The sequence below is a fragment of the Curtobacterium sp. MCLR17_042 genome, assembly GCF_003234695.1.
Taxonomy (GTDB): Bacteria; Actinomycetota; Actinomycetes; order Actinomycetales; family Microbacteriaceae; genus Curtobacterium; species Curtobacterium flaccumfaciens.
Window position 1 is genome coordinate 63,226 of sequence record NZ_QKTD01000014.1, and the last position, 11,916, is coordinate 75,141.

The window sequence follows — 11,916 nt, forward strand, 5'->3', positions numbered from 1 at the left end:
CACTCCAAGCGCCGCGCCGCGCGCCGCGCCCGCGCAGCGCGCTAGTCCTCTTCGCCCGCGTCGTCGGGGTTCGTCACCTGGGCGTGCCCGGCGTCGTCGAGGTGGATCGAGGTGCCGTCGTCGAGCTCGACGATCGGCTTGCCCTCCAGGAACGTCAGGGTCCAGCCCCACGTCGCCGTGTCGACGGACTCCGCCGCCAGCTCGTCCTCGACCCCGCGCACGGCGACGACCATCGTCTCGGGCAGTCGCGCAGGCGGCTCCCCACCCACGTTCCAGCGTGTGCCCAACTGCATCCGTGCCTCCAGTCCGGTGGTTGACGGGCCGGGTCACGAAGGCGACCCGGCCCGGACAACCGACGTTACGCCTGCTGTTCCGCGAGCTCGATCTCTGTGACGGCGAGCTCCTCGCCGTCGACGAACGACAGGTTCTCGATGCGGCCGACGGCCGCCAGGTCGACCGCCGCGCGCTCGATGAGCACCCGCGTCTCGGCGGGCGCCGCGACGACCGCACGCGTCACGGGCGTCTTCTGAGACGCCTTCGCCGCCGTCTTCGCGCCGCGGATCCCGATCAGCGCCTGTCCGACGGCCGCGAGCAGCCCGGTGGGGGCCGCGTCGGTGGGCAGGTCGGCCGCGGTCGGCCAGGAGGCCCGGTGCACGCTGGTGTCGTGGGTCCAGGCCCACACCTCTTCCGTCGCGTACGGGAGGAACGGTGCCAGCAGTCGGAGCAGCACGTCGATCGCGCCGCGCAGCGCCAGGACCGCGCTCGCCTGCGTCTCGTGCGTCGCGTCGGACGCGGTGCCGTAGGCACGCTCCTTCACGAGCTCGAGGTAGTCGTCGCAGAACGTCCAGAAGAAGCGCTCGGTGATCTCGAGGGCCCGGGCGTGGTCGAACCCGTCGAACGCCGCGGTGGCCTGCTCGACGACGGCGCCGAGCTCGGCGAGCATGTCGACGTCGAGCGCCTCGGTGACGCTCGTGGCGCCCTCGGGCAGCGGGAAGCCGTAGACGAACTTCGCCGCGTTGAGCACCTTGATCGCCAGACGACGGCCGACCTTGATCTGCTTCGGGTTCTGCGGGTCGAACGCCGCGTCCGTGCCGAGCTTGGACGAGGCCGCCCAGTAGCGGACCGCGTCGGCGCCGTGCTGCTCGAGGATGGACAGCGGCGTGACGACGTTGCCCTTCGACTTCGACATCTTCTTGCGGTCGGGGTCGACGATGAAGCCGGAGATCGAGGCGTGCTTCCACGGCACCACGTCGGCCTCGAGCTGGCTGCGCAGCACGGTCGTGAACAGCCAGGTGCGGATGATGTCCTGCGCCTGCGGGCGGACGTCGTACGGGTACACCAGGTCGTAGAGCGCCGGGTCGGTCTCCCACTTGCCCGCGAGCTGCGGCGTGAGCGACGAGGTGGCCCAGGTGTCCATCACGTCGAGCTCGCCCTGGAATCCGCCGGGCACGCCGCGCTGGTCCTCGGTGAAGCCGGGGGCGGGCTCGGAGGCCGGGTCGACCGGCAGCTGCGCCTCGGTCGGGACGATCGGCTGGTCGAACACCGGGTTGCCGTCGGCGTCGAGCGGGTACCAGACGGGCAGCGGCACGCCGAAGAAGCGCTGGCGCGAGATGAGCCAGTCGCCGGACAGGCCACCGACCCAGTTGTCGTAACGGACGCGCATGAAGTCCGGGTGGAACGCGATCTCCTCGCCGCGCTGGCGGAGCGTGCTCTTCAGCTGCTCGTCGCGCGCCCCGTTGACGATGTACCACTGGCGGGTCGACACGATCTCGAGGGGCTTGTCGCCCTTCTCGAAGAACTTCACCGGGTGCTGGATGGTCTTGACGTCACCGATCAGCTCGCCGGACTCGGTCAGCGCGTCGACGACGACCTTCTTGGCCGAGAACACGGTCTTGCCGGCCATCTCGGCGTAGAGCTCCCGGCCCGTCGTGGACTCGATCCAGGCGGGCTCGTCCGAGCGCACGCGGCCGTCGAAGCCGATGATCGCGCGGTTCGGCAGCTGCAGCTCGCGCCACCACACGACGTCGGTGGTGTCACCGAAGGTGCAGACCATCGCGATGCCGGCGCCCTTGTCCTTCTGCGCCAGGTGGTGTGCGAGCACCGGGACCTCGACGTCGAACAGGGGGGAGCGGACCGTGGTGCCGAAGAGGTCCTGGAACCGCTCGTCGTCCGGGTGGGCGACCAGGGCGACGCAGGCCGGCAGGAGCTCGGGGCGGGTGGTCTGGATGACGACGTCGTCGCCGCCGTCGGTGCGGTGGAAGGCGATGCCGTGGTACGCGCCGGGCATCTCCTTGTCCTCGAGCTCGGCCTGCGCGACCGCGGTGCGGAACGTGACGTCCCACAGGGTCGGGGCGTCGGCCTGGTAGGCCTCGCCGCGCTCGAGGTTGCGCAGGAACGCGCGCTGGGCGCTGGCCCGCGAGGTGTCGTCGATGGTGCGGTACGACTGGGTCCAGTCGACCGACAGGCCGAGGGTGCGGAAGAGCTCCTCGAACTGCTGCTCGTCCTGCACGGTCAGGCGCTCGCACAGCTCGATGAAGTTGCGGCGCGACACGGGCAGCTGGTCGGCGGCCTTCGAGGACTTGCCGTCCCCGCCCTCGAACGGCGGCGTGAAGTCGGGGTCGTACGGCAGGGTCGGGTCGCAGCGGACGCCGTAGTAGTTCTGCACACGGCGCTCGGTGGGCAGACCGTTGTCGTCCCAGCCCATCGGGTAGAAGACGTGCTTGCCGCGCATGCGCTCGAACCGGGCCTTGAGGTCGGTGTGCGTGTACGAGAACACGTGCCCGATGTGCAGCGAGCCGGAGGCGGTGGGCGGCGGGGTGTCGATCGACCAGACGGCGTCGCGGTGACCGGCGGCCTCGCGGTCGAAGCGGTAGGTGCCGTCCTGTTCCCAGACCGGCCCCCAGACCTGCTCCAGTCCGTCGACGCTCGGCTTCTCGGGCATGGGCTTGGTCATGGGTGTGCCTTCCGTACGTGTGTGCGGCACCGAGTCCGTGATGAGGTGCCTGAGTGTTCCGCGCCTGACGCGCGGTGCCCCCAATCGTAGCGGCCGCGCACGCGAGCGCAGCCGAGCAACCGCGCACCATGGGCCGCGCCTAGCACACCGAACTGTCGGACACGCCAGGAGCCTGGTAGTCTGTCGGAGTTTGTCCGGCGAGCGCGGAGTTCGCAGGAGCTGCAACGTCGCCGTCCGCCGGACGCCCGAAGGAAGCACCGCACCCCGGAGGAACGACTTGGCACCGAACAACGCACCCCACCCGCACGGCGATCGGCCGTTGCGCACGAAGGGCGCCGCGAAGCGCGCTCGTCGCAATCTGACGAAGGACGACGTCACCGTCGTCGAGGAGTCGCTGCTCAAGCGTGCCGTCGCGGCTGCCGCGCTCGGCAACGCGATGGAGTGGTTCGACTTCGGCATCTTCGCGTACCTGACGGTCACCATCTCGCAGGTGTTCCTGCCGCAGGGCGACCCGGCCGCGAACATCGTCGCCACGTTCGGCTTCTTCGCCGCAGCGTTCATCGTGCGCCCGATCGGCGGTGCCGTGTTCGGCCCGATCGGCGACAAGATCGGCCGCCAGAAGGTCCTCGCGCTGACGATGATCCTGATGGCCGCCGGCACGCTCATGATCGGCCTGATCCCGTCGTACGACACGATCGGCTTCTGGGCTCCGGTCCTGCTGCTCGTCGCCCGTTTCGTGCAGGGCTTCTCGACCGGTGGTGAGTACGGCGGCGCCGCGACCTTCATCGCCGAGTACTCGCCCGACAAGCGCCGCGGCTTCATGGGCTCGTGGCTCGAGTTCGGCACCCTCGCCGGCTACGTGCTCGGCGCCTCGATCGTCACCGGCCTGCAGTTCGGCCTGTCCGAGGACGCCCTGCTCAGCTGGGGCTGGCGCATCCCGTTCATCGTCGCGGGCCCCCTCGGCCTGATCGGCCTCTACCTGCGCCTCAAGCTCGAGGAGACCCCGGCGTTCCAGAAGCAGCAGGAGCAGGCCGCCGAGCGCGAGGGCCAGAAGACCCCGTTCCTCAAGCTCTTCGCCGAGAACTGGCGCTCGCTCATCATCTGCATCGGCCTGGTCCTGGTCTTCAACGTGACCGACTACATGCTGCTGTCGTACATGCCGACCTACCTCGAGCAGAACCTCGGCCAGAACGCCACGTTCGGCCTGATCCTCATCGTCATCGTGATGCTGCTCATGATGGTCGTCATCACCTTCGGTGGGCGACTTTCCGACAAGTTCGGGCGCCGTCCGGTGCTCGCCGCCGGTTGCATCGGCTTCATCCTGCTGTCCTGGCCGGCCCTCAAGCTGGTCCAGACCGGCACCGGTGTCGGCGTCTTCGCCGGCCTGCTGATCCTCGGCGTCGTGCTCGTCACGTTCACCTCGACCATGCCGTCGACGCTGCCCGCGCTGTTCCCGACGATCATCCGCTACGGCGCCCTGGCGATCGCGTTCAACGTGTCGGTGTCGCTCTTCGGCGGGACCACCCCGCTCGCGACCGCCGCGCTCATCAACGCCGCGAAGGACGCCGGGTACGGCTGGGCCGAGGACATCCCCGCGTTCTACCTGATGCTCGCCGCCGTGATCGGCCTGGTCGCGGTGTACTTCACCAAGGAGACCGCCGCGAGCCCGCTCATGGGTTCCGGCCCGACGGTCGGCTCCGAGGACGAGATCGCCGGCGTCATCGAGGACTACAACGACCCGACCTCGGAGCTCGCACAGTCCGACTGGGCGAAGGACTTCTCGACGAGCGAGATCCCGATCATCTCGGCCGACGCCGCCCAGAAGGAACCCTCCGGTTCCTGACCACGGGGCCGCCCCGCGGCAACCCGGCCAGGAGGCCCGGTGCACGTTCCGTCTCGGAACGCGCCCCGGGCCTCCTGGCCGTTCAGGGCCGTCGGTGACGTCACGCGCGCAGCGACAGTCCACGGGTGCGAGCGCGCGTGGAGTGTCGCTCAGCCCGCGAGGCCGGCTGCGGTCCCCGCGGCGGGGCCCGCTGTCAGCCGCTCCGCGGCGTGCAGCAGCCGCGCGGTCACCGGGTGCGCCGGGCGCGCGAAGACCTCGGCGGCGGGGCCGTGCTCGACGATCGCGCCGCGGTGCACCACGAGGACGTCGTCGGCCATCCGCCGGACCGCCCGGAGGTCGTGCGACACGAACACCATCGCCACGCCGGTCTCGTCGCGGAGCCGTTCGAGCAGCCGCAGCACGGCGTCCTGCACCGTGGCGTCGAGGGCGGTCACCGGCTCGTCGAGCACGATCACCTCGGGGTCGGTCGCCAGCGCACGGGCGATCGCGAGCCGCTGTCGTTGCCCGCCGGACAGGGTGCGGGGGGAGCGGGACCGCAGCACGGGGTCGAGGTCGACCTGCCGCAGTGCCGCGTCGACCCGGTCGCCGAGCGCACCGCGTGCCCGCCGTTCGTCACCGCGCGAGAACGCGTCGGCGAGGACCCGCTCGACGTTCCACCGTTCGTCGAACGTCGCGCCGGGGTCCTGCACGACGGCCGCGAGCCGGTGCCGTCGAGGGCGTCGCTCGCGTTCGGGCAGCGGGACCCATTGTTCGTCGTCGAGCGTGACCGTACCGGCGTCGGGTGCCTCGAGCCCGAGGAGCATCCGCGCGAGCGTCGTCTTGCCCGAGCCCGAGGCGCCGATCACCCCGAGCACCCGGCCACGTTCGAGCCCGAACGACACGTCGTCGACCGCGAGCACCCCGTCGTAGCCGCGTGAGAGCCCCTGCGCCGCGAGCACGTCCCTCGCACCGTGCGAGGTCGGTTCCGAACCGTGCGAGGATCCGGATGCCGTGCGAGCCTCGACGCCTCGCACGGCATCCGGAACCTCGCACCGAACCACAGCGGGCGCCGCCGCGGCAGCGCCGGCCGCGCGCACCAGCGCCCGGGTCGCGGGGTGCTGCGGCGCCGCGAAGACCTCGGCGACCGCACCCTGCTCGACGATGCGGCCCTCGTGCACGACGGCGACCCGGTCGGCCCACCCCGCGACGAGCCCCAGGTCGTGCGTGATGACGAGCAGTCCGGCGCCCCGTGTCTGCGCGGCCCGCAGCTGTTCCATCACGGTGACGGCGACCCCGGCGTCGAGCGCCGTCGTCGGTTCGTCGGCGACCAGCAGCGCGGGAGACCCGACGGTGGCCGCGGCGATGAGGGCCCGCTGTCGCATCCCGCCCGACAGGGTCCCGGCGAGCCGGCCGTCGGTCGCGATGTCCGGGTCGAGGCCCACCGCGGCCAGGGCGTCGCGCACGGCGTCCACGCGCTCGGCCGCACACATCTCGGTGTGCAGGCGGAGGCTGTCGGCGACCTCGCGCCCGACGGGGCGCAGCGGGTCCAACGCGCCCAGGGCCTCCTGGCCGACGTAGCCGACCCGTGATCCCCGCAGCCGGCGCCACCGCCGGTCCGTGTACCCGCCCACGTCGACGCCGTCGACCGCGAACACGTCGGCGTGCACGGCGGCGTCGGGCGCGGACAGGCCGAGCACGGCGCGGGCGGTGACGGTCTTGCCGGAGCCGGACGCCCCGACCAGGGCGACGCACTCGCCGGCGTCGACGCGCAGGTCGACACCGTGCACGATCGGGGTGCCGCCGATGGCGACGGTGAGCCCGCGGACGTCGAGGACGGCGCTCACCGCGCGGCCCCGGTCCGTCGGATCGCCCGGCCGAGCACGGTGACGGCGGTCGCGAGCACCACGATCGCGAGTCCGGGGAAGGTGCTCATCCACGGCGCGGTCTGCAGGTAGGTGCGGCCGTCGGCGAGCATCGCGCCCCACTCCGGCGCGGGCGGGGGCGTGCCGACGCCGAGGTAACTCAGCGCCGAGGCCCACACGACCGCCTGCCCGACCCCGAGCGTGGCGACGGCGACGACGGGCCAGAGCGCCGTCGGCAGCACGTGCCGGACCACGGTGCGGGCGGGGGAGCGGCCGAGCAGCACCGCCGTCTCGACCACCTGCGAACTCCGGGCGGCCCGGACCAGGCCGCGCACGATCCGGGCGTAGCCGGGAGCGGTCGCGAACCCGACCGCGAGCACCGCCGGCACCGGACCCGGACCGGTCACGGCGATGACGACGAGGGCGACGAGCAGCAGCGGCAGGGCGAACGCGACCTCGGTGACGCGGCCGATGACGGCGTCGAGCAGTCGTCCGGGTCGTCCGGCCCCAGCACCGAGACCGGCGACGACGCCGAGCAGGACGCCCACGCCGCCGCCGATCAGGGTCGCGGCGACGCCGACGACGAGCGATGCCCGGGTCCCTGCGACCACCCGCGCCAGGACGTCGCGTCCGGACTCGTCGGTGCCGAACGGGTGCGCGCCGCTCGGCGCGGCCAGGGCATCTGCGGGGTGCACCGCGAGCGGGTCCCCGCCGCCGAGCAGGGCGGGCCACGCCGCCGCCACCACGGCAACCAGGACGACCACCCCCGCGGCGATGCCGCCGGCGCCGAGCGTCCCCCCACGGACGCGCTCGGTGCCGGCGGCGGTCTGGTGGCCGGGCGCTCCGGTTTGGAGGCCCGGGTCGGCGATCCCGCTCACCGCGCGCCCGCCGGACGGCCGGGCCCACGGCGTTGCGCACCACCGGGGCGCAGGGCCGCGTTCCGTGCGGTGCTGCGCGGGTCGACGGCACGCTCGACCAGGTCGGCCACGGCGAGCACAACCACGTACGCGGCCGCCGACACCATCGCGATGCCGGCGACGAGCGGCATGTCCCGCTGGGTGACGGCGGTGACCAGGGCACGGCCGATGCCGGGCAGGGCGAACACGGACTCGACGACCACCGCTCCGGAGACGAGCGACCCGAAGGCCCACGCGGACAGCGCGATCCCGGGCAGGGCGGCGTGCCGGAGCAGGTGCCGTCCGAACAGGCCGAGGCGGGTCTCGCCCCGACCCCGGGCGGCGAGTGCGAAGGCGGAGCGCTGCGCGTCGACCACGCCGTCGCGCACGGTCTCGGCCAGGTACCCGGCGACCGGCACGGCCACGGTCAGCACCGGGAGCACCCAGCCGCGAGCGGTGCCGTCACTGACCGCCGGCACCCACCCCAGGGACGTGGCGAACACCACGATGAGCACGCTGCCGAGCCAGAAGTGCGGCATCACGCTCGCGGTGACGCTCAGGGCGCTGGTGAGCCCGGCAGCGATCCGGCCGCGCTGCGTCGAGGCCCACGCGGCGACGATCGCCAGCACCCAGGCGACGACGAGGCCGGTGACCGCGAGCGTCAGCGTGACGGGCAGCTGCTGGGCGAGGAGCGTCGCGACCGGGGTGCGGAAGGCGTACGAGTCGCCGAGCTGCCCGGTCGCCAGGCGGCCGAGGAACACCGCGTACTGCACCAGGACCGGCTGGTCGAGGCCGTACTCGTGGCGGACCTGGGCGACGGCCTCGGCCGAGGCCTGCGACCCCGGTCCGCCCAGGATCGCGAGCGCCGGGTCACCGGGGATGAGCCGGATCGCGACGAAGACGATCGTCGCGACGGCCCAGAGCACGCCGATGCCCCCGGCGAGCCGCCGGAGGGCCCACCAGACCCACCGCATCCGTGTCAGCGGTCGATCCAGGCGGTGCCGAACCAGGGCGTCGAGACCGGGGTGGTCCGGATGCCGTGCACGGCCGAGCGCACCAGGAAGTGGTTCTGCTGGTCGTACAGGGGGAGCACGGTGTCGCTCGCCAGGATCGCCTTCTGGGCCTGCTCGTACAGGTCGGCGCGCTCGTCGGCGTCCGAGGTGCGGGCGGCCTGCTCGAGCAGCCGGTCGACGGCGGGGTCGTCGAGCTGGGCCAGGTTCGCGAAGTAGCCGGATGGTGCGGGTTCGATGCTCGCGCTGTCGTACAGGATGCGCAGGACGTCGGGGCCGACCTTCGTGTACGGGGCGCTGACGACGTCGTACTCGTTCGCGGCGAGGGCGGCGTACCAGCTGGACAGGTCGAGTTCGTCGAGCACGACCTTGAACCCGACGGCCTTCTCGGACGCCTGGATCTGCTGGAACAGGCTGCGCTCGGCCGGCACCGACTGGTTCGTCGAGACGGGGAACGTCACGGTGAGCTGCTGGCCGTCCTTCTCGCGGATGCCGTCCGACCCGACCTTCCACCCGGCGTCGTCGAGCAGCTGCTTCGCCTTGGTCGGGGAGTAGTCGAACCGGCTCTTCTCGGAGTACGCGAGCGGCTCAGCGCTCGAGAGCACCGAGTACGAGCGCTTCGCGGTGCCGAGGAACAGCGACTGCAGGCCGGGGTCGATCTCGGCACCGGCGATGAAGGCCTGGCGCACGGCTTCGTCGCGGAAGACCCCGTGGCCGGAGTTCAGCTCGAGCCGGTTCGAGGCGCCGGGGCGCGGGGCGTCGAGGTCGCGGATGGCGCCCTTCGCCGACGCGGCCTTGAGCTGGTCGGGCTGGGCGTTGTCGATCACGTCGACCTGACCGGACTGCAGTGCGGCGTAGCGCGAGGTCGAGTCCGGCAGGAACCGCCACGTGATGCCGGACAGGCGCGGCTTCGTCGCGCCCCAGTAGTCGGTGTTCTTCGTCAGGGTGACGCGGTCGCCGTGCTTCCAACCGGTGACCTCGAAGGGGCCGGTGCCGACGGGGGACTCGCAGTTCGTCGCCTGCTTCCGTTCGAGCGCCTTCGGGGACTCCATGCCCACCCAGGGCTGCGAGAAGGACTCGAGCAGCGCGCTGTCCGGCCGGCTCAGCGTCAGCGTGACGGTGTGCTCGTCGGTGGCGGTCGCCTTCGTGATGGACTGCAGCGCCAGGTAGCCGGTGCTCGAGGCGGTGGCCGGGTCCTGCACGTGCTCGATGTTCGCCACGACCGCGGCGGCGTCGAGCGGGGTGCCGTCGGTGAAGGAGACGTCGTCGCGCAGGGTGAACGTCAGGGTCTTCCCGTCGTCGCTCGTGGTCCACTTCGTCGCGAGTTCCGGCGTGGGCTTGCCGTCCTCGAGCCCGACGAGCTCCTCGATGTACTGCGTCGCCAGGAGTGCCTGCGGGTAGTTGCCGCCGACGTGCGGGTCGAGGCAGGTCGGTTCGGCGTCGCCGGAGGCGTAGGTGAGCGTGCCGCCCGCGACCGGGGTGCTGCTCCCGGTGCTCGTGCCCGGTCCGCTGCAGGCAGCCAGGACGAGCAGGACCGCCGAGGCGCCCGCGACGGCGGTGAGGGTTTTCTGTACTGAGTCCAAGATCATGGCTGAATGAGTCTAGCGGTTTACTGGGGCCCATGGACGAACCGATCCGCCGCGGTGGCCGACCCCGACGCTCGAGCGCCGAGGTGCTCGCGGACGCCGCCGCCGAGCTCTTCCTCGAGCAGGGGTACGGACGCACCACGGTCGACCAGATCGCCGCCCGCGCCGGGGTCAGCCGTGCGACGTTCTTCAACTACTTCCCGGCGAAGGCCGACGTGATGTGGCTCGAACTCGACGCCGCCGTCGCCGGACTGCCCGGGTACCTCGCCGCCTCGACCGAGCCGAGCGTCGTCCGGGCCGTCGAGCAGGCGCTCCTCGCGGCAGCCCGTGCCCACGACCCCGAGCGGGTGCCGTGGGCCGTCGCACAGGCCGAGGTCATGGGCATCGGGCCCGAGCTGGTGGCGGGCGTCGCGGTCCGGGTGACGGCGCAGCACGAGGCCGTCGCCGCCTTCGTCGCGGGCCGCACGGGGGAGCAGCCGCGCTCGCTCTGGCCGCAGACGGTGTCCGGCGCGATGCTCGGTGCCGCCGCCGCGGCGTTCGGCGTGTGGGTCACCGACGGGGTCGGCCGCCGTGCGCTCGTCGAGTACGTCGCGGCAGCGCTCACCCCGGTGGTCGCGGGCCTCGACGCCCGCTGACGCGCCAGCGTCTTGCGGCACGAACTCCGCCGCCGGCCACCCGCCCAGTCGACGCTCACTCCGTGCGCAGGGTCCCCGCGCCACCGGACGCCACGTCCGAAGCCGTCCCGTCCCGCACGACCTCGGGCACGTCGCCGTCGGTCGGCACCAGCGACTCGTCGCCCGGGTAGCTCAGGGTGAGGACGGCCTCCTCGATGTACGGGCTGTCCTCGAGCGACTGCTCCACGTCACGCAACCGCACCGCCACGTGCTCCTCGGTCTCGTTGCCCGTCAGGTCGACGGCCGCGACGAGGTACACCCGCGACGGCCCCACGAACTCCAGGTGCAGGTAGGTGACCCGCTCGACCTGCGACCGGCCCAGCAGCTCGACGAGCACCGCGTTCTCGAGCTCGGGCGACGTGCTCTCGCCGAGCAGGAACCGGCGGTTGCGGTCGATCAGGACGATCGCGACGACCCCGAGCAGCACACCGATCGCGATGGAGCCGAGCGCGTCGAAGACCGCCAGCCCGGTGACCTGGTGCAGGAACACCCCGAGGAACGCCACGACCAGGCCGATCAGCGCCGCCGCGTCCTCGGCGAACACCGCACGGAGCGTCGGGTTCGACGACTGCAGCACGTGCCGCAGCACCGGGACCTTGCGCTTCGTCGCGGCGCCGTGCGCCTGCCGGTACGCCTGCAGGAAGCTCGTGCCCTCGAGCAGGAACGCGACCCCGAGCACGACGTAGTTGAGCACGACGTCCTCGGCCGGCCCGGTGTCCCCGAACTCCGAGATGCCGTGGTAGATCGAGACGATCGCACCGGCCGTGAACAGGCCGAACGCGGCGAACATCGACCAGATGTACGTCTCGCGTCCGTACCCGAGCGGGTGCGCGGTGTCCCGCTTCTTGCCGCCCCGTCGTTCCGCGACGAGCAGGAACACCTCGTTGCCGGTGTCCGCCCACGAGTGCGCCGCCTCGGCCACCATCGAGGCCGAGCCCGAGACGAGCGAGGCGATCGTCTTCGCGATCGCGACGAGCAGGTTCGCCCCGAACGCGATCAGGACGGTGACGAGTGACTCGGGGCGTTCTTCTGCGGGCATCACTCAAGCATGCTCCCGTCCGGTAAAGTCGTGTTCCACGAGCGTCGATCCGGCCATCACCGGGGAGCTTCCGG

Annotated in this window: 9 protein-coding genes; 2 read left to right on the forward strand and 7 right to left on the reverse strand. The window is 72.2% G+C overall.

What is annotated here, in order from left to right; all coding sequences use genetic code 11:
- Positions 1-41: 41 nt before the first annotated feature.
- On the reverse strand, positions 42-293 hold the full coding sequence (locus tag DEJ02_RS13955; RefSeq protein WP_111033472.1) for a hypothetical protein: 252 nt from the start codon (positions 291-293) through the stop codon (positions 42-44).
- A gap of 65 nt (positions 294-358) precedes the next feature.
- On the reverse strand, positions 359-2,953 hold the full coding sequence (gene valS / locus DEJ02_RS13960) for a valine--tRNA ligase (RefSeq protein ID WP_258378740.1): 2,595 nt from the start codon (positions 2,951-2,953) through the stop codon (positions 359-361).
- 277 nt (positions 2,954-3,230) lie between these two features.
- Here valS and proP point away from each other — a divergent pair, with 277 nt between their 5' ends.
- Positions 3,231-4,796: a glycine betaine/L-proline transporter ProP gene (proP, locus tag DEJ02_RS13965; RefSeq protein WP_258378741.1), complete on the forward strand. Its 1,566-nt coding sequence runs from the start codon at positions 3,231-3,233 to the stop codon at positions 4,794-4,796.
- A gap of 149 nt (positions 4,797-4,945) precedes the next feature.
- Here the strand turns inward: proP and DEJ02_RS13970 are convergent, their stop codons facing one another.
- From DEJ02_RS13970 to DEJ02_RS13985, 4 genes are read right to left on the reverse strand one after another with little or no spacing between them, the layout of a single operon-like run.
- Positions 4,946-6,619: an ABC transporter ATP-binding protein gene (locus DEJ02_RS13970; protein ID WP_111033473.1), complete on the reverse strand. Its 1,674-nt coding sequence runs from the start codon at positions 6,617-6,619 to the stop codon at positions 4,946-4,948.
- On the reverse strand, positions 6,616-7,515 hold the full coding sequence (locus DEJ02_RS13975) for an ABC transporter permease (protein WP_027464704.1): 900 nt from the start codon (positions 7,513-7,515) through the stop codon (positions 6,616-6,618). The genes DEJ02_RS13970 and DEJ02_RS13975 overlap by 4 nt, the downstream gene beginning before the upstream one ends.
- Positions 7,512-8,507, reverse strand: coding sequence for an ABC transporter permease (locus DEJ02_RS13980; protein WP_111033474.1), 996 nt, complete (start codon positions 8,505-8,507; stop codon positions 7,512-7,514). The genes DEJ02_RS13975 and DEJ02_RS13980 overlap by 4 nt, the downstream gene beginning before the upstream one ends.
- 5 nt (positions 8,508-8,512) lie before the next feature.
- The gene (locus DEJ02_RS13985) at positions 8,513-10,132 is read right to left on the reverse strand and encodes an ABC transporter substrate-binding protein (RefSeq protein ID WP_111033475.1); all 1,620 of its coding nucleotides are present in this window, start codon (positions 10,130-10,132) and stop codon (positions 8,513-8,515) included.
- 32 nt (positions 10,133-10,164) lie between these two features.
- Between DEJ02_RS13985 and DEJ02_RS13990 the strand changes: the two genes are divergently transcribed.
- The gene (locus DEJ02_RS13990) at positions 10,165-10,764 is read left to right on the forward strand and encodes a TetR family transcriptional regulator (RefSeq protein ID WP_027464707.1); all 600 of its coding nucleotides are present in this window, start codon (positions 10,165-10,167) and stop codon (positions 10,762-10,764) included.
- A 55-nt stretch (positions 10,765-10,819) separates the two neighbouring features.
- Here DEJ02_RS13990 and DEJ02_RS13995 read toward each other — a convergent pair whose 3' ends face one another.
- Entirely contained in the window at positions 10,820-11,842 is a 1,023-nt protein-coding gene (locus tag DEJ02_RS13995; RefSeq protein WP_111030530.1) for a cation diffusion facilitator family transporter, read from the reverse strand.
- Positions 11,843-11,916 lie beyond the last annotated feature (74 nt).

Bases quoted from the DNA above. Each gene is read 5' to 3' on its own strand.
- DEJ02_RS13955 (WP_111033472.1), bottom strand. From the start codon at position 293: ATGCAGTTGGGCACACGCTGGAACGTGGGTGGGGAGCCGCCTGCGCGA.
- valS (WP_258378740.1), bottom strand. From the start codon at position 2,953: ATGACCAAGCCCATGCCCGAGAAGCCGAGCGTCGACGGACTGGAGCAG.
- DEJ02_RS13980 (WP_111033474.1), bottom strand. From the start codon at position 8,507: ATGCGGTGGGTCTGGTGGGCCCTCCGGCGGCTCGCCGGGGGCATCGGC.
- DEJ02_RS13985 (WP_111033475.1), bottom strand. From the start codon at position 10,132: ATGATCTTGGACTCAGTACAGAAAACCCTCACCGCCGTCGCGGGCGCC.
- DEJ02_RS13990 (WP_027464707.1), top strand. From the start codon at position 10,165: ATGGACGAACCGATCCGCCGCGGTGGCCGACCCCGACGCTCGAGCGCC.
- DEJ02_RS13995 (WP_111030530.1), bottom strand. From the start codon at position 11,842: ATGCCCGCAGAAGAACGCCCCGAGTCACTCGTCACCGTCCTGATCGCG.